At 58.6% G+C, this 24,078-nt stretch carries 26 protein-coding genes; 15 read left to right on the top strand and 11 right to left on the bottom strand.

Annotation, left to right across the window (positions count from 1 at the left end; all coding sequences use genetic code 11):
• Positions 1-6 precede the first annotated feature (6 nt).
• The 5 genes from bssS (at position 7) to WA302_RS05830 (ending at position 3,607) form a co-directional block, all read left to right on the top strand.
• The gene (bssS, locus tag WA302_RS05850; protein WP_004927812.1) at positions 7-261 is read left to right on the top strand and encodes a biofilm formation regulator BssS; all 255 of its coding nucleotides are present in this window, start codon (positions 7-9) and stop codon (positions 259-261) included.
• 140 nt (positions 262-401) lie between these two features.
• Positions 402-1,517 (top strand): N-methyl-L-tryptophan oxidase, encoded by a 1,116-nt coding sequence (gene solA, locus WA302_RS05845; protein ID WP_261456291.1) that lies wholly within the window; start codon positions 402-404, stop codon positions 1,515-1,517.
• 216 nt (positions 1,518-1,733) lie between these two features.
• Positions 1,734-2,360, top strand: a complete 627-nt coding sequence (locus WA302_RS05840) for a LuxR C-terminal-related transcriptional regulator (RefSeq protein ID WP_025302402.1) — start codon at positions 1,734-1,736, stop codon at positions 2,358-2,360.
• Between the two features lie 122 nt (positions 2,361-2,482).
• Entirely contained in the window at positions 2,483-2,599 is a 117-nt protein-coding gene (locus tag WA302_RS05835) for a DUF2770 family protein (RefSeq protein ID WP_004927822.1), read from the top strand.
• A gap of 3 nt (positions 2,600-2,602) precedes the next feature.
• Complete coding sequence (locus WA302_RS05830; RefSeq protein ID WP_025302401.1) at positions 2,603-3,607, top strand: zinc-dependent alcohol dehydrogenase family protein; 1,005 nt, start codon at positions 2,603-2,605, stop codon at positions 3,605-3,607.
• Here the strand turns inward: WA302_RS05830 and WA302_RS05825 are convergent.
• Entirely contained in the window at positions 3,555-4,613 is a 1,059-nt protein-coding gene (locus WA302_RS05825; protein WP_049205122.1) for an AI-2E family transporter, read from the bottom strand. The two genes, WA302_RS05830 and WA302_RS05825, sit on opposite strands and share 53 nt — an antisense overlap.
• A 442-nt stretch (positions 4,614-5,055) precedes the next feature.
• Here WA302_RS05825 and WA302_RS05820 point away from each other — a divergent pair, with 442 nt between their 5' ends.
• Together WA302_RS05820 and WA302_RS05815 are read left to right on the top strand one after the other, a co-directional pair.
• Positions 5,056-5,610 carry a cytochrome b gene (locus WA302_RS05820; protein ID WP_004927830.1) on the top strand — a complete coding sequence of 185 codons (555 nt, stop codon included), beginning with the start codon at positions 5,056-5,058 and terminating at the stop codon, positions 5,608-5,610.
• Between the two features lie 23 nt (positions 5,611-5,633).
• Complete coding sequence (locus WA302_RS05815) at positions 5,634-6,212, top strand: YceI family protein (protein ID WP_016928208.1); 579 nt, start codon at positions 5,634-5,636, stop codon at positions 6,210-6,212.
• A gap of 43 nt (positions 6,213-6,255) precedes the next feature.
• On the opposite strand, the gene trhO is transcribed toward WA302_RS05815, so the two are convergent.
• A complete protein-coding gene (trhO, locus tag WA302_RS05810) occupies positions 6,256-7,323 on the bottom strand; it encodes an oxygen-dependent tRNA uridine(34) hydroxylase TrhO (protein WP_025302399.1) in 1,068 nt (355 codons plus the stop codon).
• Positions 7,324-7,442: 119 nt separating this feature from the next.
• Positions 7,443-7,598 carry a histidine kinase gene (locus WA302_RS05805; protein ID WP_225735595.1) on the bottom strand — a complete coding sequence of 52 codons (156 nt, stop codon included), beginning with the start codon at positions 7,596-7,598 and terminating at the stop codon, positions 7,443-7,445.
• Between the two features lie 264 nt (positions 7,599-7,862).
• Between WA302_RS05805 and WA302_RS05800 the strand changes: the two genes are divergently transcribed.
• The 4 genes from WA302_RS05800 (at position 7,863) to WA302_RS05785 (ending at position 12,636) form a co-directional block, all read left to right on the top strand.
• Positions 7,863-8,783: a Kdo(2)-lipid IV(A) acyltransferase gene (locus tag WA302_RS05800; protein WP_025302397.1), complete on the top strand. Its 921-nt coding sequence runs from the start codon at positions 7,863-7,865 to the stop codon at positions 8,781-8,783.
• A gap of 101 nt (positions 8,784-8,884) precedes the next feature.
• Entirely contained in the window at positions 8,885-9,169 is a 285-nt protein-coding gene (locus tag WA302_RS05795; RefSeq protein WP_261456290.1) for a YciI family protein, read from the top strand.
• A gap of 199 nt (positions 9,170-9,368) precedes the next feature.
• Positions 9,369-10,607, top strand: coding sequence for a multidrug efflux MFS transporter MdtG (mdtG, locus tag WA302_RS05790; RefSeq protein WP_197758956.1), 1,239 nt, complete (start codon positions 9,369-9,371; stop codon positions 10,605-10,607).
• A gap of 475 nt (positions 10,608-11,082) precedes the next feature.
• Complete coding sequence (locus WA302_RS05785; protein ID WP_043141745.1) at positions 11,083-12,636, top strand: peptide MFS transporter; 1,554 nt, start codon at positions 11,083-11,085, stop codon at positions 12,634-12,636.
• A 49-nt stretch (positions 12,637-12,685) separates the two neighbouring features.
• On the opposite strand, the gene WA302_RS05780 is transcribed toward WA302_RS05785, so the two are convergent.
• Genes WA302_RS05780 through WA302_RS05765 form a run of 4 tightly spaced genes read right to left on the bottom strand, consistent with a single transcriptional unit; the run spans position 12,686 to position 14,247 of the window.
• Positions 12,686-13,084 carry a VOC family protein gene (locus WA302_RS05780; RefSeq protein WP_025302393.1) on the bottom strand — a complete coding sequence of 133 codons (399 nt, stop codon included), beginning with the start codon at positions 13,082-13,084 and terminating at the stop codon, positions 12,686-12,688.
• Positions 13,075-13,503 (bottom strand): YeeE/YedE family protein, encoded by a 429-nt coding sequence (locus WA302_RS05775; protein ID WP_043141748.1) that lies wholly within the window; start codon positions 13,501-13,503, stop codon positions 13,075-13,077. The genes WA302_RS05780 and WA302_RS05775 overlap by 10 nt, the downstream gene beginning before the upstream one ends.
• 2 nt (positions 13,504-13,505) lie before the next feature.
• Complete coding sequence (locus WA302_RS05770; RefSeq protein ID WP_049208439.1) at positions 13,506-13,940, bottom strand: YeeE/YedE family protein; 435 nt, start codon at positions 13,938-13,940, stop codon at positions 13,506-13,508.
• A complete protein-coding gene (locus WA302_RS05765; protein WP_033638023.1) occupies positions 13,930-14,247 on the bottom strand; it encodes an ArsR/SmtB family transcription factor in 318 nt (105 codons plus the stop codon). Before WA302_RS05765 ends, WA302_RS05770 begins: the two co-directional genes overlap by 11 nt.
• Before the next feature lie 136 nt (positions 14,248-14,383).
• Between WA302_RS05765 and WA302_RS05760 the strand changes: the two genes are divergently transcribed.
• Positions 14,384-15,184: an AraC family transcriptional regulator gene (locus WA302_RS05760; protein WP_261456289.1), complete on the top strand. Its 801-nt coding sequence runs from the start codon at positions 14,384-14,386 to the stop codon at positions 15,182-15,184.
• Here WA302_RS05760 and leuA read toward each other — a convergent pair.
• Positions 15,135-16,823 carry a 2-isopropylmalate synthase gene (gene leuA / locus WA302_RS05755; RefSeq protein ID WP_261456288.1) on the bottom strand — a complete coding sequence of 563 codons (1,689 nt, stop codon included), beginning with the start codon at positions 16,821-16,823 and terminating at the stop codon, positions 15,135-15,137. The two genes, WA302_RS05760 and leuA, sit on opposite strands and share 50 nt — an antisense overlap.
• Before the next feature lie 210 nt (positions 16,824-17,033).
• On the opposite strand from leuA, the gene WA302_RS05750 reads away from it, so the two are divergent.
• Positions 17,034-17,411: a MysB family protein gene (locus tag WA302_RS05750; RefSeq protein WP_043141761.1), complete on the top strand. Its 378-nt coding sequence runs from the start codon at positions 17,034-17,036 to the stop codon at positions 17,409-17,411.
• A 33-nt stretch (positions 17,412-17,444) separates the two neighbouring features.
• Positions 17,445-17,990 (top strand): GNAT family N-acetyltransferase, encoded by a 546-nt coding sequence (locus WA302_RS05745; RefSeq protein ID WP_025302387.1) that lies wholly within the window; start codon positions 17,445-17,447, stop codon positions 17,988-17,990.
• Positions 17,991-17,996: 6 nt separating this feature from the next.
• Here WA302_RS05745 and WA302_RS05740 read toward each other — a convergent pair whose 3' ends face one another.
• The 3 genes from WA302_RS05740 to mdoG all read right to left on the bottom strand — a co-directional run bounded on the left by WA302_RS05740 (position 17,997) and on the right by mdoG (position 22,526).
• Positions 17,997-18,194 carry a YceK/YidQ family lipoprotein gene (locus WA302_RS05740; RefSeq protein WP_049205154.1) on the bottom strand — a complete coding sequence of 66 codons (198 nt, stop codon included), beginning with the start codon at positions 18,192-18,194 and terminating at the stop codon, positions 17,997-17,999.
• A gap of 212 nt (positions 18,195-18,406) precedes the next feature.
• Positions 18,407-20,965: a glucans biosynthesis glucosyltransferase MdoH gene (gene mdoH, locus WA302_RS05735; protein ID WP_025302385.1), complete on the bottom strand. Its 2,559-nt coding sequence runs from the start codon at positions 20,963-20,965 to the stop codon at positions 18,407-18,409.
• Complete coding sequence (gene mdoG / locus WA302_RS05730; protein ID WP_025302384.1) at positions 20,958-22,526, bottom strand: glucans biosynthesis protein MdoG; 1,569 nt, start codon at positions 22,524-22,526, stop codon at positions 20,958-20,960. The genes mdoH and mdoG overlap by 8 nt, the downstream gene beginning before the upstream one ends.
• A gap of 259 nt (positions 22,527-22,785) precedes the next feature.
• Between mdoG and mdoC the strand changes: the two genes are divergently transcribed.
• Positions 22,786-23,916: a glucans biosynthesis protein MdoC gene (mdoC, locus tag WA302_RS05725; protein ID WP_043141764.1), complete on the top strand. Its 1,131-nt coding sequence runs from the start codon at positions 22,786-22,788 to the stop codon at positions 23,914-23,916.
• The last annotated feature ends 162 nt before the right edge of the window (positions 23,917-24,078 follow it).

Here is a 24,078-nt window from a genome sequence, read left to right as displayed (position 1 = left end):
GTCTTTATGGACAGAAATGATGAAGTAATTCAGACGCACCCGCTTGTCGGTTGGGATATCAGTACTGTCGACGTTTACGACGCCATGATGATACGCCTTCATTACCTGTCTTCACTAGACCAAACGCCCGAAGAAGCCCAAGTAGACCGAACGCTTTGGCTGACTACAGATGTCGCCCGTCAATTAATCAATATCTTAGAAGCCGGCATCGCCAAGATTGAAGCTACGGATTACCAGGATCTTGATCGCAGAAAACATTGATTTATCGTCTCCTAACCTCTAAGGCGCCGTGACCATTCCCGGCGCCTTTTTCTTTGCCTTTCATCGTTCAATCAGTGCATTGCGCCCGCCAACCTTTTATCATGGGGCGATAAGAAATCGCTATCAGAGAGGGTGGGTACGTGGAATATGATTTGATTGTGGTGGGCAGCGGTTCCGTCGGCGCAGCGGCAGGCTATTACGCCACGCGGGCCGGCTTGAAAGTGCTGATGATCGACAGCGCCATTCCCCCGCACCGCAACGGCAGCCATCACGGCGATACCCGCATCATCCGTCACGCTTACGGCGAAGGTGAAAAGTACGTGCCGCTGGTGCTGCGCGCCCAGGCGTTGTGGAATGCGCTGATTCAACAATCCGGCGAGGAACTGTTCCAGTCGTGCGGCGTCCTCAATTTGGGGCCGCAGCACTCCGACTTCATTCGCAATGCGCAGCAGAGCGCGCAAACATTCCGCCTGAACGCGCAAACCCTCAGCGCCGAACAGATCGCTCAACGCTGGCCGGAATTCCGGGCCCCGGAAGGTTATGTCGGCGTGTTCGAGCCCGACGCCGGCTTCCTGCGTGCCGAACTGGCGATAGCCACTCTGATCAAGCTGGCAAAAGAAGCCGGCTGCAGCCAGTTGTTCAACTGCCCGGTCAGCGCGGTGGAGCCTATCGAGGGCGGCGTTGAGGTCATCACCGGCGAAGGGCGTTTCACGGCGCGAAAAGCGGTGATCACCGCCGGTACCTGGGTCAAAGCGCTGTTGCCGCAGTTACCCGTCGCGCCACTGCGCAAAGTCTTCTCCTGGCATCAGGCAGATGGCCGCTACAGCGTGAACAATCGTTTCCCGGCCTTTACCGTCGAAGCGCAAGACGGCACGCACTATTACGGTTTCCCGGCGGATAACGACGGCCTGAAAGTAGGCAAGCACGACGGCGGCCAGCCGATGGATGCCCCCGAGCAGCGCAAACCCTTCGGCAGCTACGCCAGCGACGGCACGGAAGTTTTCTCCTTCCTGCGGCAATTTTTACCGGGTGTAGGCGTATGTTTACACGGCGAAGCCTGCAGTTATGATATGAGCCCCGACGAAGACTTTATTATCGATACCCTGCCGGATTGCGATCGCCTGATGGTCATCAGCGGATTGAGCGGCCACGGCTTCAAGTTCGCCAGCGCGTTGGGTGAGATTGCCGCGCTGTTCGCGCAGGACAAAGCGCCGCCGGTCGACGTCTCCAGCTTTGGTCTGAAACGATTTAGCTAAGCGAAGGATTTCTCTGTCCAGGTTGCCGTCGTGCCCTGGACAGCAAAATTTAGCGGTTACAATTTATTAACCTGCTAACTCTTTTAAATACCAAGTAAAAATCCTGATAACGGAAATTTCTTATATTCAGCATTTGAATTTCCGAATTGAACACTTGCAGTGTAAGTCCTATTTTACAGAAGATATGCTCCATCGGCTTTCAACAAGGACGTCACCATGAAACTACTTGTCGTGGACGAATGCTGCTTCACCCGGGTCGGTATAGCCAGCTACTTTGCTGATAGTGGGATTACGACGATCAAGTGCTGCCACAGCATTGAATACGCTACGCCGCTGTTGGCCAGCTTTCAGCCGAGCCACATTCTGGTGAACCTCAGCAACCAGTGCCGTTATAACGAAGCAGACGCGCAGCTGCTGGCGTTTATGGAAGCCAGCCAGTCTGCCTTGCTGTTTATCTATCTCGATACGCCTTACCCTTACAGCGAAACGCCAATGCGCATCGCCGATAACGCCTTTCTGTTCAATAAAAGCATTCTGCCACTCACTTTACGCACGCTGCGCGAAAATCCGCTGGCGCTGGCCGATGACGGCGAAGAGCGTTCCTTGTTCAGTCCGCAGGAACTGACGGTGATGAAATATTGGATGGCGGAGATGCCCAACTACCGCATCGCGAAAAAGCTGCAAATCAGCTCGCATACGGTGTACGTGCACAAGCGTCACATCACGGAGAAGATCAACGCGCGCAACCGGCTGGAGTTCTACTCGCTGTATAACGTGCTGCGCTATTTCTACCCGCCGAGCACGCCAACAAATTCGACGCCGCTGGCGCTGCTGGCCGTGTAACCTCAAGCCTGCGATAACGCAGGCTTTTTTATCGCCTCTCTTCCCGCACTCACGCGCGGCGCGCTGTAAAAGACGCCGAGAAAAGGACTATAATCAAAGGTCCCTTTCTTCAGGCAGCTGAAATGTTAAACCGAATACTGGCGGCTATCGTCAACAACGTGCGTGAGCACCTGGTGCTGTACCTGTGTCTGTGGCTAGTGCTGCTGGCGTTGGATGTCTATTTCTTCTTCGTCATGTAATCCATGCCGCCGTTATTTCCCCGATTGAGCTTCAACCGCTTCGGCGATCCCGCCCAGGTGCTGGAATTGCAGCAGATGAGCAGACCGCTGCTGCGCCCCGGACAGCGGTTATTGCAGATGCGCTATGCCCCGATCAACCCTTCCGATCTGATCCCGATCCACGGCCAATACGCGCACCGCATCGCCCTTCCTCAGGTGCCGGGATATGAAGGCGTGGGCGTCGTCGTCAACCCGCAGAATGGGCATTCAACGGGCCGCCGCGCGCTGGCGGTAGCGGGTAACGGCAGTTGGCAAACGTTCGTCACGCTGCCTGAAGATCGGGTGATCTGGGTGCCGGACGACATCGACGACGCCTGCGCAGCGCAAATCTATATCAACCCGCTCACCTGCTGGGTGCTGTTGACGCAATGGCTGCCGCTCAACGCCGGCGACTTACTGCTGCTCAACGGCGGCGGTTCCGCCGTTAGCCTGCTGTTGGCGCAGATGACGGCGCTGCGCGGCATTCGTCTGGCGGTCGTGGTGCGCAACACCGCTCATCGCCAGGCGTTACTGGCCGCCGGCGCCTGGCGCGTTATCGAAGCGTCGCAGCTGGTGGAAATGACGAATTTTGGCGCCCGTGCGGCCATCGACTGCATCGGCGGCGAAGACGGATTGCAGTTGGCGCGGGCGGTCCGCACCGGCGGCGATTTTGTGGCGCTGGGCCTGCTTAGCGGCCGCCAGGTAGACTGGCGGCGCGTGGTGGACGAGTTAAAGCTGCGGGCTTCGCTGTTCCACTTGCGCAAATGGAACGCACAGGCGGCACCGGCGCAATGGCAGACGGCGTTTTATCAGTTATTCCAGCTGTTGCGACGCGGCCAGCTGGCGCTGCGCCCACCCGCCGCGATTTATCCTTTGCCTCACTACGCAGCGGCGCTGCACCACGCCGCCCAGCCCGGCGTGAATGGCAAAATATTCCTCACTCCGGCGCCGCCGGAGGCTGGCGCGGCGGGCGACCGTCCCCCAGGATAACCGCCAGCCGATAGCCGTCTTCGGTGGTCTCCAGCGCGATGCGCGCCACGATCGTCAGCGGCACCGACAGCAGCATGCCCACCGGGCCGAGCAGCCAGCCCCAGAAGATCAGCGACAGGAACACCACCAGCGTCGACAGCCCCAGCCCGCGCCCCATCACGCGCGGCTCGAGGATATTGCCGATCACCATGTTGACAGCGATAAAGCCACCCGCCACCACCAGCGCATCACCCAATCCGTTGAACAACAGCGCCTGAATCAGCGGCGGAATGGCGGCCAATACCGAGCCAATGTTGGGAATGTAGTTAAGCAGAAACGCCAGCAGCCCCCAGATAAAGGCAAAACGCACGCCGACCGCCGCCAGGAAGATCCAGACGATCACCCCAGTGGCCAGGCTGATGATGGTTTTAATCACCAGATAACGTGTCACGCCGTCCAGCGCCCGCCGCACCGCGGCGAGCCCCTCGTTCGGCTTATCCAGCGCCTGCTGCAGCTTATACGGCAGCAGTTGCACTTCGAACAGCATAAACACCACGGTCATCAGCAGCAGGAAGACGTTGGTCATGGCGCCAGACAGGTGCCCCAGCATGCGGGTGACCAGATTCATCGCCGCGCTGGGATCGACATACTGCAGCATCGCTTCGCTGGAGAGACTGATATTGAAGCGATCGGCGTAATGCTGCAGCTCGCGCAGCTTCTCGATCATCATGCCGCGGTACTGGGGCAGCGAGCGGGCGAACTCGTTCAGCGAAGCACCCAGCATGCCGATAAACAGCATCACGACCACGATCACCGCCGTCACCAGCAGCGTCACCCCGACGATACGCGGCACTCGTCGGCGTTCCAGCATCGCCACCAGCGGGTTCAGCACCATGGCGAGGAACACCGCCAGCAAAAACGGCACCACGATGTCGGCGGCGGCTTTCACCCCGGCCAAAATGATCACCAACATCGCCAGCAGGACGGCCAGACGCAGGCTACTGTCGGTCACACGGGTTCGGCCCATGACGTTTCCTTGTTATTTCACTGGGTTAACCGGCCACCAAGAGCCGACTCTTGGCGCTAATGGTAGCAAAGTCCACCGTCACGCCGCAGAGGATTTCGCCTAACCGTTCGAAAAAATTAATCTTTCCGCCCTGCTCTTTGCCGCAAGAAATAGGCATAACGTTTGCCAACAAATAATTCCACCGAGCAACTCATGGACGATTTACGTAAAATGACAAAAGCTGACATTAATAGATAATAAGCCTAATTTTCAACAACTAGCACAACCGCCCCATGAGGGAAATAATATCATCTTCAACGATTTATCTGATGAAGCCCGAACATCTCAAACAAATTCACTGACTAATATTTCTAAGAAGTAACATAGTTAAATTTATTATTGATTTTATGTTTCCTAAAGTTTAATTATTGCAGCCAGCCAATCGGTAATCGAAGGAAACAGGATGCTCTGGAAAAATACCGCCGATCGTTTCGGCCATGTGTCAGTGTTAATCCACTGGCTGGTGGCGCTGACGGTGTACGGCATGTTCGCACTCGGTCTGTGGATGGTTACGCTGGGCTATTACGACGTCTGGTACCATCAGGCGCCGGAGATCCACAAAAGCATTGGCACGCTGCTGTTCATCGTGATGGTGATCCGCGTGATCTGGCGCTTTGTCTCGCCGCCACCCAAGCCGCTGGCCAGCTATGGTCGCCTCACTCGCGTCAGCGCTATTCTCGCGCATCTGGCGCTGTATGCCGTGCTGTTCGGCATTCTGATCAGCGGCTATCTGATCTCAACCGCCGACGGCCAACCGATCAGCGTATTCGGCTGGTTCGACGTGCCCGCCACCGTCACCGGCATGGCGGAACAGGCCGACACCGCCGGCGCCATACACCTTTACCTGGCCTGGGCCGTGGTAGTGCTTTCGGTACTGCACGGGCTGGCCGCGCTTAAACATCACTTTATCGATCGTGATGTCACTTTGAAACGGATGCTGGGTAGCAGCGCCGATTAACCTTTGGATTTATGGAGATTGCTATGTTGAAAAAGACCGTATTGGGCCTGACCGCAGGCGCCCTGCTGCTGAGCGCCGGTTCCGCACTGGCGGCGGACTACAAGATCGACAAACAGGGCCAGCACGCCTTTATCGAGTTCCGCATCCAGCACCTGGGCTACAGCTGGCTGTATGGCAGCTTTAAAGACTTCGACGGCGGCTTCACCTTCGACGAGAAAGATCCGTCCAAGGACAAGGTCAACGTGACCATCAATACCGCCAGCGTCGACACCAACCACGCCGAGCGCGACAAGCACCTGCGCAGCGCCGAGTTCCTCAACGTGGAGAAGAACAAGCAAGCCAAGTTTGAATCCACCGAAGTGAAGAAAAGCGGCGACGGTTATGCGGTGGTCGGCAACCTGACGCTGAACGGCGTGACCAAGCCCGTTACGCTGGACGCCAAACTGATTGGCCAGGGCAACGATCCGTGGGGCGGCTACCGCGCCGGCTTTGAGGCCAACGGCAAGATCAAGCTGAAAGATTTCGGCATTACCACCGATCTGGGCCCGGCGTCGCAAGACGTTGAGCTGATCATCTCCGTAGAAGGCGTACGCGAGAAATAAAAAAAAGCCCGGTTTGGCGGCCGGGCTTCTCATTTCCTCAGGCTCAGCGGGCTGGGCCTTCTTCTTCCGGTGCCGGAATGTGCATCGTAGTCTGCAACAAGCCTTTTGACTTATTGAAGATCTTGACGCCGTTTTCACGGCCGGCACGGCGCGCGCGTTGCTCTTCGCGCGGCAGCTTCAGCTCTTCGCGGCAAATCTCGCTACAGCACCCTTCAAATTTGGCGGCGCAGCTCGGGCACTGAATGAACAGCAGATGGCAACCGTCGTTCTTGCAGTTGGTATGGGTGTCGCACGGCGCTCCACACTGGTGGCAGTTGGCGATCACATCGTCGGAGATGCGCTCACCCATACGCTCATCGAACACGAAGTTTTTGCCGATAAACTTCAGCGGCAACCCCTGTTCTTTCGCTTTGCGGGTGTACTCGATAATCCCGCCTTCCACGTGGTAGATGTTTTTAAAGCCTTTGTGCAGCATATAGGCGCTGGCTTTTTCACAGCGAATGCCGCCGGTGCAATACATGACAATATTCTTGTCTTTACTGTCCTGCAGCATCTCCACCGCCATCGGCAGCTGATCGCGGAAAGTATCCGACGGCACCTCAATGGCGTTTTCGAAATGGCCGACTTCGTACTCATAGTGGTTGCGCATATCGACGAATACCGTATTCGGATCGTCTATCATCTGATTGACGCGATCGGCCTGCAGATACTCGCCGACGTTGCTTGGGTCGAAGCTCTCGTCATCGATGCCGTCGGCCACGATGCGCTCACGCACCTTGAGGCGTAGTACCCAGAAGGATTTGCCATCGTCTTCGAGCGCAATATTCAGGCGTACCTGATCCAGCGCCGGGTGCGAGGCGAACAGCGCGGCTTTGAACGCGTCGAAGTGATGCTGCGGCACGCTGATCTGCGCGTTGATGCCCTCTTTCGCCACGTAGATGCGGCCGAACACCTTCAGTTTTTCGAACTGAACGTACAGGCTGTCGCGAAACGCTTTGGGATCGTCGATGGAGAAGTATTTGTAAAAAGAAACTGTGGTGCGCGGCTCGGTTTCCGCCAGCATGCGCGCCTTCAGTTCCTCATTAGAAATTCGGTTATGTAACACTGGCATGGTGTACTTTCCTGTCTTTCGGGAGGTGACTGATTATCGCGCGCCGCCTGCCGGCCCGCGCGCGGCGCATATCATACCCGAAAAACCGCCGCCGCGCAGCCCTGGCGCCAGCGCCCCGTTCAGTGTCCGTCGCCTTCGGTAAACGCAGAAGCCACTATGCCGAGCGCCATCATCACGCCGGCGAGCGCCAATATCGCGTTCACCTGCAGATGCGCGCCAACGCTGCCGACCGTCGCGCCCAAAACCAGCAGCCCCGCACTGATCCATGGTGCCAAAATATTTACCCTCTGAATAATTACCAGTAATAATATCGCCATTATCTTTGGCAGGAAAGATTGTGGAAAAATTCGGCATTCGATGCATATTTAACGCCCAAAGAGGGATTTTAATGCGTTGTGTTTTCCCGGATCGCCAGAAAAATGCCACAATAGTCGCAAACAAACGGCAGAAACGAACCTTGCCGCCGAGCTCACCCGGCTGCCAGACCATGCGATGACTCTGTCATTACACTTAAACAACCGTATTCAAACAGAGAACCCATGACTCAAGTTCCTACTTTCAATCGTTCCTTATTGCATCCGCGCTATTGGCTGACCTGGGTCGGCATCGGCTTGCTGTACCTGCTGGTGTTGCTGCCTTACCCCGTCATCTACTGGCTCGGCACCTCGATTGGGCGATTTTCCATGCGCTTTCTCAAGCGACGCGTCGCTATCGCCCAACGCAACCTCGAGCTCTGTTTTCCCGACATGCCGCAGGCCGAACGCGATGCGCTGGTGGTAAAGAATTTCGAATCGGTCGGCATGGGGCTGTTTGAAACCGGCATGGCGTGGTTCTGGCCCAACTGGCGCATCGAGCGCTGGTTCAAGGTCAGTGGCCTGGAGCACATCCAACAAGCGCGCGACAACCAGCAGGGCGTGTTGCTGATTGGCCTGCACTTTTTGACGCTGGAGCTGGGCGCGCGCATCTTCGGCATTCACAACCCGGGCATCGGCGTTTACCGCCCGCACGACAACAAGCTGATGGACTGGCTGCAAACCTGGGGCCGCATGCGTTCCAACAAATCGATGCTGGACCGCAAAGACATCAAAGGCATGATCCGCGCCCTGAAACAGGGTGATATCATCTGGTATGCGCCGGATCACGACTACGGCCCGCGCAGCAGCGTTTTCGTGCCGCTGTTCGCGGTGGACAAAGCCGCCACCACCACCGGCAGCTACGTGCTGGTGCGGATGGGTAAACCGGCGATCGTTCCGTTCACCCCGCGCCGCCTGCCGGACGGCAAAGGGTATGAGCTGATTATGCAACCGGCGGTGGAAAACTTCCCGCTGGATAACGAACTCGAGGCCGCCGCCTTTATGAACAAAGTGGTGGAGAAAGAGATCCTGATGGCGCCGGACCAATACATGTGGCTGCATCGCCGCTTCAAGACCCGCCCGGAAGGCGAGCCTTCGCTCTACTGATCAAACCAACCCGCCACCGGCGGGTTTTTTATTGCGCGCCTCTTGAGAATCGACGGCGAGGGTGGGATGGTAAAGCCTTTGCCGCCCACCCTGGAGCCGTTATGTACATTGTCAGCCTGACCTACCATCGCCCAATCGCCGACGTAGACAGCCACCTTGAAGGCCACATCGCCTGGCTTAAAAAATATTTTCAGGACGGTACCTTCATCGCCTCCGGCCGTAAGAATCCCCGAACCGGCGGCGTGATCCTGGCCAAGGGCATTGACCGTGCTCGGTTGGACGCCATCCTGGCCGAAGATCCCTTCAACGCCGTGGCCCACTACGAGGTCACCGACTTTAGCGCCACCACCACCGCCGCCGGTTTCGAGGCGCTGACCGGACTATAAAACGCTGTAAATTCCGCGCGCTAAGCGCGGAATAAGGTTTAAACGTCATTTTTAAAACTTTATTTCATTTTTCGCCCAATCTTTGTCCCCTCGTTTGCCGTCGCCGCGCTTGCGGCGCATACTTACCAGGCTAACTTTCACGTTTTGCCCCTTCATCTTGCCGCTGGCAAAACGCGTCACCTTTCGGCAGTGGACATTTATGGCTTCGGCAGCAGAACCCGTTAACTGGAAACGCAACCTTTTCGTCGCCTGGCTGGGATGTTTTCTCACCGGCGCCGCCTTCAGCCTGGTGATGCCGTTTCTGCCGCTGTACGTAGAGACGCTGGGCGTTACCGGCCATCAGGCGCTCAACATGTGGTCCGGTCTGCTGTTCAGCATCACCTTCCTGTTTTCCGCTATCGCCGCGCCGTTCTGGGGCGCCCTGGCAGACCGACGCGGCCGCAAACTGATGCTGCTGCGTTCAGCGCTCGGTATGGCGATCGTCATGGCGCTGATGGGCATGGCGCAAACGGTCTGGCAGTTTCTCGCGCTGCGTGCGGTGCTGGGGCTGCTCGGCGGGTTCATTCCCAACGCCAACGCGCTGATCGCCACCCAGGTGCCGCGCAACCGCAGCGGCTGGGCGCTCGGCACCCTGTCTACCGGCGGCGTCGGCGGTGCGCTGATAGGCCCATTGATCGGCGGTTTGTTAGCCGATCTGTACGGCCTGCGCCCGGTGTTTTATATCACCGCCGCAGTGTTATTCGTCTGCTTCGTACTGACGCTGCTGTATGTCAAAGAACAATTTACCCCGGTGCAAAAACGCGACATGTTGCACGCAAAACAGGTGTTCGCCTCGCTGAAGAACCCGAAACTGGTGCTCAGCCTGTTTGTCACCACCATGATCATCCAGATCGCCACCGGCTCGATTGCGCCGATCCTGACGCTGTATGTGCGCGATCTGGCCGGCGCCACCCACAATCTGGCGTTTATCAGCGGGCTTATCGCCTCAGTGCCCGGCGTCGCGGCATTGATGAGCGCCCCGCGGCTGGGCAAGCTGGGCGATCGCATTGGCCCGGAACGCATTCTGGTCTTTATGCTGATCGTCTCGGTGCTGTTACTGATCCCGATGGCGTTCGTGCAGACGCCGTGGCAGCTCGGGGTACTGCGTTTTCTGCTGGGGGCGGCCGACGGCGCGTTGCTGCCGGCGGTACAGACGTTGTTGATTTACAACTGCACCAATCAGGTGGCCGGCCGTATTTTCAGCTACAACCAGTCGTTCCGCGATGTTGGCAACGTCAGCGGCCCGCTGCTCGGCGCCGCAATCTCCGCCGGCTACGGTTTTCGCGCGGTCTTCGCGGTCACCGCGCTGGTGGTGCTGTTCAACGCCGGTTATTCCTGGTGGTGTCTGCGGCGACGGCCGGGCTATAGGCGGGAAGACACGCTGCAGGAAGAGTCATAGCTGCATTTATCGCCACTTTCCGCCGTTGGTCAGATCAACGGCGCGTTTCCCCTACTTTTAATAATGCTTCCTTCAGGCCTGTGAACTTTCGCCCCGCTCAGAAAATTCTTATCTCAACATCTTGTTTATCAACAATTAATTAACTTTCAGCGCATAAAACCCGCTGTCAATCATATTCCTGTCATAACCAACAGAAAAACCAGAAAAGGAGATGCTTGTCGACTTTTCGTCTAAAAAATGGGATACAGGTACTAGACAAAACCAACGACCAGTTATCAAATGGTTAAATAATATCACGCCAGATGTGAAGCATCGGCCAAGTGAAGAAAAGGTCAGCACGCTTTCCACGGTTTATCAGCGTTGCAGCCGCGGTGTTTGTCGGGTAATCCGCATTGGGCGGATCGCCTTCATTAAATACACATACATACCACAGTACGGGCTGCAGCCTTGCAGCGCCTTTTATTGGGAAATCGTTATGCAATCCTCTGTCAATAAGTCAGAAAGCCGGACCTTCTTCGGCCATCCCTATCCACTGGGTTCTTTGTTCTTCACCGAAATGTGGGAGCGCTTCTCGTTCTACGGCATCCGTCCGCTGCTGATCCTGTTTATGGCTGCCACCGTGTACGACGGCGGCCTGGGCCTGGCGCGTGAGAACGCGTCGGCGATCGTCGGCATCTTCGCCGGCAGCATGTACCTGGCGGCGCTGCCGGGCGGCTGGCTGGCAGATAACTGGCTCGGCCAACGCAAGGCCGTCTGGTACGGTTCGATCCTGATCGCGCTCGGCCACCTGTCGATCGCCCTGTCCGCAGTGATGGGCACCAACCTGTTCTTCATCGGTCTGATGTTCATCGTGCTCGGTTCAGGCCTGTTCAAGACCTGTATCTCGGTGATGGTCGGCACGCTGTACAAGAAAGGCGATGCACGTCGCGACGGCGGTTTCTCGCTGTTCTACATGGGCATCAACATCGGTTCGTTCATCGCCCCGCTGATCTCCGGCTGGCTGATCAAGTCACACGGCTGGCATTGGGGCTTCGGCATCGGCGGTATCGGGATGCTGGTGGCGCTGGTGATCTTCCGGGTGTTCGCCGTCCCGGCAATGAAACGCTATGATCGCGAAGTGGGTCTGGACTCCACCTGGAACAGCCCGGTCGCGAAGAAAAAAGGCGTCGGTGCCTGGTTGCTGGCGTTGGCGGCCATCCTGGTGGCGGCCATCGTGCTGATCGCTCAGGGCACCATCGTCATCAACCCGGTCGAGGTGGCCAGCGTGCTAGTGTACGTCATCGCCGCCTCGGTCACCCTGTACTTCATCTATCTGTTCGCCTTTGCCGGCCTGAGCCGCAAAGAGCGCGCACGCCTGCTGGTGTGCTTCATCCTGCTGATCTCCGCCGCGTTCTTCTGGTCAGCGTTTGAACAGAAACCGACCTCGTTTAACCTGTTCGCCAACGATTACACCAATCGCATGATCGGCGACTTCGAGATCCCGGCGGTGTGGTTCCAGTCGATCAACGCCCTGTTCATCATCCTGCTGGCACCGGTCTTCAGCTGGGCCTGGCCTGCGCTGGCGCGCAATAACGTGCGTCCGAGCAGCATCACCAAGTTCGTGATCGGCATCCTGTGCGCCGCCGGTGGTTTTGGCCTGATGATGTTGGCCGCGCAGAATGTGCTGAGCAACGGCGGCGCCGGCGTATCGCCGATGTGGCTGGTAGGCAGTATCCTGATGCTGACGCTGGGTGAGCTGTGCCTGAGCCCGATCGGGCTGGCCACTATGACGCTGCTGGCGCCGGAGAGAATGCGCGGTCAGATGATGGGGCTGTGGTTCTGCGCCAGCGCGTTGGGCAACCTGGCGGCCGGTCTGATCGGCGGTCACGTCAAGGCCGACCAACTGGATATGCTGCCGAATCTGTTCGCTCGCTGCTCCATCGCGCTGCTGATCTGCGCCGCCGTGCTTATTGTGCTGATCGTGCCGATTCGCCGCATGCTGGAAAATACCCAGTCCAAGAGCGCGCAAAAACCGGCGACCAACGTCTGACGGATACCCCGTTTTATCTCGCAAACCGGCGCTCGATGCGCCGGTTTTTTTATGCCTGCCAAGCCTGATGTTGCAATACCACCCGATAGCCATCAGGATCTTCAAAGGTTTGCCCCGCCCGATCCCAATAGGGATTATAGGCGGCGACCGATAAAAACCCTGCCGCCTGCATCCGCTCACACGCAGCCCGCCATTCGTTCTCATCCGGCAGATAAAATACCAGCAGATGATCCTGCGTCGGCGCCTGCCCGACCCGCACCCCACGATGCTGCGTGAACTCCAGATGGTAGGCATGCTGCGGATGCCCAATCATCATGCCGTCAAACCCCTGATGATCGACAAACTCACCCAGCTTTTCGAAACCCAGCCCGCGGCAATACAGCGTAGCAATCTCTTGCAACCGATCGGTCGGGCGCGCGATGCGCAACACCGCTTTGGCTATCGACACGTACTCCTCCTCCTCATGATAACGTCATACAGCGCCATACCCGCCAGCATCGCCAGCAGGAACGGCCATACCCGGCTTATCTCCGCCCCGGCCAACACCCAGGCTGGACCGGGGCAAATACCCGCGATACCCCACCCGATGCCGAACAGTGCGCTGCCCGCCAGCAAACGACGATCCAGACGCCCGGCGGCCGGGATCTGCAGCGTTTCCCCCAACAGGCTACGCTCGCGTCGCCTCGCCCACAGGAAGGCCGGCGCCGCCACCGCGATCGCACCCGCCATCACCAACGCCAGCGAGGGATCCCACACGCCGGTAACGTCGAGAAACGCCAACACTTTGGCCGGATTGGCCATGCCGGCGACGATCAGCCCCAGACCGAAAATGATGCCGCTCAGCAGCGCCAACAGCGTTTTAAGCATTCTCAACCTCCCGCCAGGTAGCGCATCAACCACACGGTCATAAAGCCCAGCAGCATAAACACCGCCGTGGCGGCCAGCGAACGCGGCGCCAACCGTGCGACGCCGCACACGCCGTGCCCGCTGGTGCAACCGCTGCCCAATCGAGTGCCCAATCCCACCAACAGCCCTGCGGCCGCCAGCCCGCCGTTGCCGATCGCGATCTCACCGGACGGCAAAGTCGCAGCGGCAGCATACAGCCAAGGCGAGAGCAGCAACCCGCCAATAAATGCGGCGCGCCAGCCCCGCTCCCAGCCAGCGGCACTCAAGACACCGCCGGTAATGCCGCTGATGCCAGCGATCCGGCCGTTGAACAGCAGCAGCAGCGCCACCGCGCCGCCGATAATAGCCCCTCCCGCCAGCGCGGAATAAGGCGTGAAGTGTGGCCAGTCAATGGTCATCGCGGTTCTCCGGTTGCGGGCAATAAAGTTGATACAGGGTGTGGAGCAGCGCCAACGCTTTAGCATCGGCCACCGCATAGTAAATCTGCTTGCCGGCGCGCCGGGTGGACACCAACCCTTCCTCCCGCAGTACGCCAAGCTGCTGGGACAGCGTCGGCTGGCGGATATCCAGCGCCTGCGCCAGCTCGCTCACCGCCATCTCGCCCTGACTGAGCCGGCACAGCAGCAGCAGCCGATCTTCGTTGCCCAGAGTGCGCAGCATCGCGCCGGCCTGCGCCGCCGCCTTGCGCATCGCGTCAATATCCATTGCCCCTCCATCAATATATAAAATTATATAATATCATTTTATAAACTATTTTGCCGTACCACGCCACAGACTGGTGTGAAACAGCGCCGCATGGCATCCTGTCATTTCCCCTTTTGCCGTGCGGAGACTGCTTACAATGCTGTTGTTTCACGACGTTCTGCCGCCCGATCAGCCCATCCGGCCGTTAGCCAGGGATTATCGCCACGGCGACAGCGAGCCGGAGCACTACCATAACTGCGCGCAGCTGATCCACAGCCTGAGCGGCGTGGTGCAGGTCACCACCCGGCTCGGCAGTTGGGTGGTGCCACCCGGCCGCGGCGTCTGGGTACCGGCGAAAGTGGTGCACAGCCTGCGCATCACCGGCCAGGTGGCGGCCAGGACGCTGTTTGTCGATCCGCTGGCGCGCGCCGATCTGCCGGCTCAGTGCCAGGTGGTGCAGGTGTCGCCGCTGCTGCGCGAGCTGATTATCAGCGCGATGGAGATTGCGCCCGGCTATCCCAGCGGCGGGCGCGATGAGCGCGTGATGGAACTGATCCTGGATGAGTTGCGAATGCTGCCGAGCCTGCCGCTGCACTTGCCCGAACCGCGTGAGGCCTCACTGCTTGCCCTGTGCCGCCATATTCAGACTACGCTGGCGCAGCCCTGGACGCTGGAACAGGCGGCCGCTCAGCTCAGCGTCAGCGGACGCACCCTGTCGCGGCGCTTCCAGCGAGAAACCGGGCTGCATTTTGCCGATTGGGTGCGACGCGCCCGTTTGCTGGCGGCGCTGAACGCGCTGGCGACCGGCCGCTCGGTGTTGGAAGTGGCGCTGGATCTCGGCTATGACAGCCCCAGCGCGTTCAGCGCCATGTTTCGCCGAGTGCTGGGGGTCGCGCCCAGCGACTATTTCAGCCGGGCCGCGCCGACGTTGACACCAGATAGCACCCGGCAACGTTGAACAGCGCCTGCAGCGAAGCGCTGGCGGAGTCGACGTCGATGCCAACGCCGTAGCTCGCCTCACCGTGCGGCAGCGCACAGCGGATATAGGCCACCGCTCGACTGTCGCTCTGATGCCCCAACGTGTGCTCGTGGTAATCCTCGATCGCCAACGGCAAGCCGAAGCGTTGGCGCAGCGCATCCACCGCGCTGGAAAGCAGGCCGTTGCCGGCTCCCTGCAACCGCAGTGTCTCCCCCTGCCAGGCGACTCTCGCGTTGAAACTGTAGGCCTCTACCCCGTGACTTTCCGTCTGGTAGCTCAACAGCTGCAAGCACGGCTGCTCCACCAGCCCGTAAGTGTCGCGGAATAAGCGCCACAGCTGCGCGACGCTCATTTCCTTACCGCTGCCGTCGGTCGCCCGCTGGACCACCTGGCTGAAATCAATCTGCAAACCGCGCGGCAACGCCAGCCCATGGTTCTGCTCCAACAGCCAGGCGGCGCCGCTTTTGCCGGACTGGCTGTTAACCCGGATCACCGCCTCATAGCTGCAGCCGACATCGGCGGGATCGAGCGGCAGGTAAGGCACCTGCCACCAGCCATCTTGTCGCTGGCGTTGCGCGGCGAAACCTTTCTTGATCGCATCCTGATGCGAACCGGAGAAGGCGGTAAACACCAATTCGCCGGCATAAGGATGGCGAGGATGCACCGGCAGCTGATTGCACTGTTCCACCACTTCCACCACCTGTTTCAGGCGGCTGAAGTCCAGGCCCGGCGCCACGCCCTGGGTATAAAGATTCAACGCCAGCGTAACCAGATCGACGTTGCCGGTACGCTCTCCGTTGCCGAACAGGCAGCCTTCGACCCGGTCGGCGCCGGCCAACAGCGCCAGCTCCGCGCAGGCCACGCCGGTACCGCGATCGTTATGCGGATGCACGCTGATCGCCACATCGGCGCGACGGCTGAAATGGCGGCAGAACCATTCAATCTGATCGGCATACACGTTGGGCGTACTCACTTCCACCGTCGCCGGCAGGTTGATAATCATCGGCCGCTGCGGCCCCGGTTGCCACACCTCCGCCACCGCTTCGCAGATCTCCAGCGCGAACTCTAATTCCGTAAAACAAAAGGTTTCCGGCGAATACTCGAAGCACCAGGCGGTATCGGGCTGAGCCTCACAATGCCGGCGAATGCGCCGCGCGCCGTTCACCGCCAGCGCCACGGTAGCGGCCTTATCCTGGCGGAACACGATGTCGCGAAACATCGGCGCCGTGGCGTTGTACAGATGCACGATAGCCCGTGGCGCACCCTGCAGCGCCTCGAAGGTACGATCGATCAGATCGTCGCGCGACTGCGTCAGCACCTGAATCGTGACGTCGTGCGGGATCAGTTGCTCGTCGATCAGCGTGCGCACAAAATCGAAATCCGTTTGCGACGCCGAAGGGAAAGCCACCTCAATCTCTTTGAAACCGCACTGCAACAACAATTGATAGAATTCGCGCTTGCGCGCGTTATCCATCGGTTCCGCCAGCGCCTGGTTGCCGTCGCGCAGATCGCTGGAGCACCAGCGCGGCGCCTGCCGCAGCGTGCGCGCAGGCCACTGGCGATCCGGTAACGTAACCGGCGGGAACGGTCGGTATTTGCTTGAAGGGTCGATTAACATGGGCTTCTCCTGATGCCTGAGTGAACGATACCGTCATTATTTCCCGTCTCCGCGCCTGCTTCTCCCGCTTTGCGGACAACCGTCGTCGCAGAGCGGACAACAAAAAAATTTGCATCCTGCGCCAGTGAGACAACAATTAGTTTTGACGTTTTTCCCCACCGCGCCGGCAGCACGCCGGACGCTTTATTCTCATTGTCAACGGAGGCGAACATGAGCCTGTATGCAACCCTGGAAGAAGCCATCGAGGCCGCACGCGAAGAGTTTCTCGACACCGCCGAAGGCGGCAGCGGTGACGAACCGCCGGTGCCGCAGCAGTTCAATCTGCAAAAGTACGTGATGCAGGATGGCGACACGATGTGGCAGGCGGAGTTCTTCGAAGAAGAGGGTGAAGCGGTGGAATGCCTGACGCTGCGCAGCGGTGCGGCGGCACAGGCGATCTTCGACGGGGACTACGACGAGGTGGAAATTACCGCCGAGTGGATAGACGAAAATACCCTGTATGAATGGGAAGAAGGCGACTTCCAGCTCGAACCGCCGCTGGATACCGAAGAAGGCCAGGCCGCGGCCGATGAGTGGGATGAACGTTAACCCGCACCACATTTTTATCGCCAAGGAGGCAACATGATTATCCGCCGGGCCCGCTCTACCGACTACCCCGCCATTTTGCAGCTGCAGGGGGAAAACGTGCCGGAAGCGCTCGACGAGCGCCAAAAACGGCAGGGATTTATCGTATCGCGCATGAATGAGGCGCAGCTGACGGCGATCAACCGCGGCATCGGCATACTAGTGGCCGAACAGGAGAACCAACTGGCAGGGTTCGTTTGCCTGATGCCTGCCGACGTGCAACCGCGGCCACCGGTGGTGGATGCGATGCTGGCGACGCTCGCCACGCAGTCCTTCGCCGGGCGGGCGCTGAGTGAGCAGCGGGTGTTTCTCTACGGCCCGGTTTGCCTCGACGCCGCCTGGCGCGGCAAAGGCGTGCTGAAACGCCTCTACGCCGCCGTCAAAGCGCACACCAGTCATGACTACGACGTGGGCGCGCTGTTTATCGACGACGACAATCCGCATTCGTTGGCCGCTCACGTGCAAGGGTTGGGCATGACGGCGCTGGCACCTTTCCACTGTGGGCAGAAAGGCTATCAGCTGGTGGTGTTCGCCACCCGCTGAGCAGGTTTATTCATAGGGGCCGTGCTGCGCATCGAACGGCAGCATAAAGGTGTCCACCACCATCGACAACGGCACATCTATCACCGTGACGTAACGCCAGGGCGTATCGCGCAAATCCCACTGCACGCCGGGATAGTACTGGTGGCCATGCCCCGCGCCGGGCATGGTGCGGCTGATGATGCTGCCGCAACCGGTTAAGACCATCACGCCGGCCGCCACGCAGGCCAGCCGAAGGTAGGAAGAGAGCTTCACGACATTGACTCTGAGCAAAGGGTTGTTTCGCGAGTGAACAACGCATCGGCCGCAGTCTATCACAGTTCCCTTTCTCCACCGGCATCGGCGCGCGTAAGCAAAAGGTAAAAAAAAACGGGGAACGCGCCATGCGCATTCCCCGTTTGAGCGTTGCCGTTCAGCGATTAACGCCGGCCCGTTGGGTGCGCCAGCGGGTTGTGCGGCAACTGCTGATAGTGCTCACGCCAGGCGGCGCCTTCCGGCAACAGCCAAACGCGCTGGTGCAAACGAGCCAACGTAACCGGATCGCTCAGCAGCTCCAGACGTTTGCCCTTCACCAGTTTCTCCGGCCCCAGCTGCAGCGCTTCGTTCACCCGCTCCTCGCGGTTGCGATCGAGCGTCGCACGCAGATGGTGACGCGCCGTCGCCAACGCCGTCGCCAGCGCGTTGAAGGATGGGTTGACCACCGCATGCATAAAGCCGTTGGTCAGCGCGCGGTTGCGGTTGAGATGCAGATATTCTTCCGTCGCCAGCAACTCGCGCGGCGGGTTGTACTCTTCCGGGATCAGGAACAGCTTGGCGCGTTTGCTCTTCATGCCCAGCGTTGCGCGGCTCGACAGCACCGACACGAACGGTGACAGGATCAGCGAGAACACGATCGGCGCTAACCACCACAGGAAGCGCAGATCCAGCCACGCCATGCCGCCGGCCCACACCAGGCCCAGCAACATCTGCGAGCCATGGCGGCGGAACGCTTCACCCCAAGGCGTATCGTCATCGTCACGCTGCGGAGAATTCCACACCACTTCCCAACCGAGGAAGGCGCTCACTACGAACACGGTATGGAACAGCATGCGCACCGGCGCCAGCAGCACCGAGAACAGCATTTCCATCAGCATCGAAATGAACAGGCGGAACGCCCCACCGTACTCTTTCGCGCCCTTGGCCCAGATCAGCACAATACTGAGCAACTTCGGCAGGAACAGCAGCACCAGCGTGGTGGAGAACAGTGCAATCGCCAGCTCGGGCCGCCACTGTGGCCAGACCGGGAACAGCTGCCGCGGCTGCAGGAAGTATTGCGGTTCCATCAGCGTATGCACCACCTGCAATGCGGTGGAGAGCGCCAGGAACATGAACCACAGCGGCGCCGACAGGTAAGACATCACGCCGGTCAGGAACACCGCACGGTGCACCGGGTGCATACCCTTCACCAGGAACAGGCGGAAGTTCATCAGGTTGCCGTGGCACCAGCGGCGGTCGCGTTTCAGCTCGTCCAGCAGGTTTGGTGGCAGCTCTTCGTAACTGCCCGGCAGATCGTAAGCGATCCACACGCCCCAGCCGGCGCGGCGCATCAGCGCCGCTTCAACGAAGTCGTGCGACAAGATTGAACCGGCGAAGGAGCCCTCGCCCGGCAACGGCGCCAGCGCACAGTGCTCGATAAACGGCTTCACGCGGATGATGGCATTATGGCCCCAGTAGTGCGACTCGCCCAACTGCCAAAAATGCAGGCCGGCGGTGAACAACGGCCCGTAAACGCGGGTGGCGAACTGCTGCACGCGCGCATACAGGGTATCCATACCGGACGCCTTCGGCGCCGACTGGATAATGCCGGCGTTCGGGTTGGCTTCCATCAAACGCACCAGCCCGGTGAGACATTCGCCGCTCATTACGCTGTCGGCATCCAGGATCACCATGTAACTGTACTCACCGCCCCAACGACGGCAGAAGTCGTCGATGTTGCCGCTCTTGCGTTTTACGCGGCGGCGGCGGCGGCGATAGAAGATGCGGCCGTGGCCGTCGACATCGCGGCACAGCTCCATCCACGCCTTTTGCTCCGCCACGCAGATGTCCGGATCGTAGCTGTCGCTCAGCACGTAGATATCGAAGTGTTCCAGCTGACCGGTCGCGGCGACGGACTCATAGGTCGCACGCAGGCCGGCGAACACGCGTTCGACGTCTTCGTTGCAGATCGGCATGATCAGCGCGGTGCGGTGCGCCGGGTTGATCGGCTCATCGCCCTTGATGGTAGAGGAAATACTGTATTTGTCCTTGCCGATCAGCAACTGCAGGAAGCCCATCAGCGCGGTCCAGAAACCGGCCGAGACCCAGCAGAACAGCACGGCGAACAGGATCAGAATGCCGGTTTGCAGCACATACGGCAGCAGCTGCAGCACCGACTGCATCAGATCCTGATCCAACATGGCGATAGGATCGATCAGCGCCCAGCCCTGATAAGGCAAGATGGTTTTCATGTACCAGGTGGCGATGCCGGTCTGCACCAGCATCAGCACCAGCAGCACATAGCGGCGCATGGAGCCGACGACACGCCAGCGGTTTTCGGCCGCGGCTTCCTCTTTGGTGGCGTGCCGATTGTGCGGTGAACGCCCCAGCAGAGAATCCCAGAAGCGCGCCACCGGGTTGGTGCGCCAGGCTTCCGGGAACATGGTGGTGCGTTTGATCGGCGGCGTCGCCTTCAGAATGGCACGCCCTTCGGCGTCGGTATCGAAGTCGTCATCGCTGACCGCATCCGGCCAGGCGTTTTCGATACGCGGTTTGACCGAGGCCAGCGCCACGTCATCCGCCGACAGGCTATTGACGTTGGCGTCGGCGGCGCCCATCTGCCGATGGAGCGCCTCCAGAGCCTGAGCGTCATCCGCCGTTTGAGGGTTGAGCGCCTCTGACCGCTCAGCGGTCAGAGGCAACGCCGCAAGATAATCCTGGGCGGGTTGAGTAGGCTTATTCATTGGCAGGTAGCTGATAGCTCCAGGTTTCCGACAGAGTCTTATCGCCATTGACCAGCGCCGCACGCATTTCTACCGGCTTCTTGTCGTCTTTCACTTTCAGACGCACCGTCAGGCGCCAGCCTTTGGTCACTGGGTTATAGCGGACGTTGTTTTCTACCATTTCACCATTGTCGCCGATGCTGATCTGAGAGGCGACCGGGGTATTGGCATCCAGTCCTTTCAGCACCGGGCCAACGAAGTCGACCAGGAAAGCCACGCTGCCGTCTGGCTCGCGAATCAGGTTGGACTGCTTCACGTCACCGGTCGAACGCATGGTCCGCGCCACATAGGCGATGTCTTGCGAATGCAGCTTGTCTTCATCGCGGGTGAAGTTCAGGCGGTAGCTCAGCGTCAGCGGCTTTTTGGCTTCCGGCAAGGTATCCGGCGTCCAGAACGCGACGATGTTGTCGTTGGTTTCATCCGCCGTCGGGATCTCCACCAGCTCGACCTTGCCTTTGCCCCAGTCGCCCTTCGGTTCGATCCAGGCGCTCGGACGCAGATCGTAACGATCGTCCAGATCTTCATATTCTTTGAAGTTGCGACCGCGCTGCAGCAGACCGAAGCCTTTCGGATTCTCAACGGTATAGGTGCTGACGGACAGGTGTTTAGGATTGTTCAGCGGACGCCAGATCCACTCGCCGTTGCCGGCATGGATAGACAGACCGTTGGAATCGTGCAACGCCGGGCGGTAGTTCAGCGTCGGTGACGGCTGGTTCGGCCCGAACAGGTACATGCTGGTCAGCGGCGCCAGGCCCAGTTTGCCCACCTTGTCGCGCAGGAACACTTTAGACTCGACGTCCACGGTGGTGTCGCGGCCCGGGATCACCGTGAAGCGGTAAGCGCCGGTGGCACGCGGGGAATCCAGCAGCGCGTAGATCACCAGGTGCTTGTCGCCCTGCTTCGGACGTTCAACCCAGAATTCGCGAAAACGCGGGAACTCTTCGCCGGACGGCAAAGCGGTGTCGATAGCCAGGCCGCGAGCGGAAAGCCCGTAAACCTGCCCTTTACCCACCACGCGGAAATAGCTCGCGCCCAGCAGGCTCATGATCTCATCGTTTTTATCGGCGCTGTTGATCGGATAAAGCACCTTGAAGCCGGCAAAACCGAGATTTTTCACCGATTCAGGGTCGTGTTTGACCGAACCGAAGTTGAAGTAATCTGGGCTGTACTTGATCTGTTTTACGCTGGTGGAGGTGACTTCGTTGATTTTCACCGGCGTATCGAAGTACATCCCCTGATGATAAAACTCAAGCTTGAAAGGGGTTTTCAGCTTGCTCCAATAGGCTTTATCGTGATTGAACTGAATCTGCTGATAGTCTGCGAACTTCATCTCGCGGAACTGAGAAGGAAGGTTGCTCTTCGGGGCTTCGAAACCTTTCGCCGCCAGATCCTGCGCCTGCTTGGCGACATCATCAATAGAAAAGGCCCATGCCGGCGAACTGAACAGCGTGAACAATACGGTAGCACCTAACCAACGAACGCTCGCGGCGCGTGGTTGTCCGGATAATATATTAACTAGCACATCCCCCCCTATTCGTGTGCTCAAATCATTTAAATCCATATTAATGGATTACTCAGCTTTCCGACAACATGATAAATGGATGGTTCATGTTTACGGCTCATTGTTTAAGCAGCTGATGGAACACCAGCGTAGCAAGCCGCGCAACAAGACGCTATGGAAAAATGCGGGGGGCTATAGTAGGGTTCCGGATAACAATTTAACGTTTGACGACTTATTAAGCGTGTTAATGAACTCTCGATTAAATCACCAGCGGTAATCTATGACTAAAGGCAGCAAACAGCGCGAGTTTTTCCTCGATTCGATCCGAGCCTATTTGATGTTGCTCGGCATTCCGTTTCACCTCTCCCTGATTTATTCCAGCCACGCCTGGGCGGTGAACAGCGCGTCGCCCTCCTTCTCGCTCACGGTGCTGAACGACTTCATCCACGCTTTCCGCATGCAGGTGTTCTTCGTGATCTCCGGCTACTTCTCCTACATGCTCTACGAGCGCTACGAGCGCCATCAGTGGTTGAAGGTCAGGCTGGAGCGGGTGGCGATCCCGCTGTTGAGCTCCATCCCGCTAATTACGGTGCCGCAATTTTTCATGCTGAAATATTTCACCGATAAATTAAACGGCTGGGACGAGTTTTCTCTCTATCAGAAAATAAATGTAACAGTTTGGGAATTGGTGTCTCATCTGTGGTTCTTATTGACCCTGTCATTGTTGACCTTCGCCTGCTTTTATCTGTTCCGCAAAATCAAGCGTCAAACCCGCGATCCTATTCCACCGTTAATAAACAGAATGCGTGGATTAGGAAATGTCTCACTGTGTTTCTTTATTTATGCGGTATGCTATTCGGCCGCGCACCGTATTATTTTAATTTTCGCGCCGCAGCTATTATCCAATGGCCTGTTCAATTTCGTGGTGATGGAGACGATGTTCTACCTGCCGTTCTTCATCCTCGGCGCCTATGCGTTTAAGTATGTGTGGCTTAAAGAGATTTTTCTGCGTCGTTCGCCGCTGGCGCTGCTCGGCTCGCTGCTGCTGTTTATCGCATATATGCTGAACCAGAAACTGTTGGCGCACAGCAGCTATATGTTCGAGCTGGAAGTGGTGATCAAAACCCTAATGGGGATCCTGATGACCAATGTGGTGTTCTCTTTCGGGCATAACCTGCTGAATTATCACTCGCCGCGCATCACCTATCTGGTCAACGCCTCGCTGTTTATATATCTGGTGCACCACCCGTTGACCCTGATATATGGCGCTTTCGTGACGCCGTATATCGGCAATAACCTGTTGGGATTTTTGCTGGGCCTGCTGTTTGTGTTCTCGCTGGCCTTCGCGTTATATGAGCTGCACAAGCGCATTCCGGTGCTGCGTTTCCTGTTCTCCGGCAAGCCGCAATAACCTTGTCCCCTGTAAACCTGACCGTTCGCAGGGGTTTTCTGTCATATTAACGCCGCGCAGAAAGCCTATACTGGTCGTTTGCATACAGAGCACACATTGCTCAGCCTGGCGTCGCCCGTTAGGGCACAGTGATACGGCAGCATAGATTACCTAGTCGTTATA

The organism is Serratia sp. 201 (assembly GCF_037027545.1).
GTDB classification, from domain to species: Bacteria; Pseudomonadota; Gammaproteobacteria; order Enterobacterales; family Enterobacteriaceae; genus Serratia; species Serratia bockelmannii.
The sequence above is the reverse complement of the archived record's forward strand: the minus strand, read 5'-3'. Positions and strand labels throughout refer to the sequence as shown.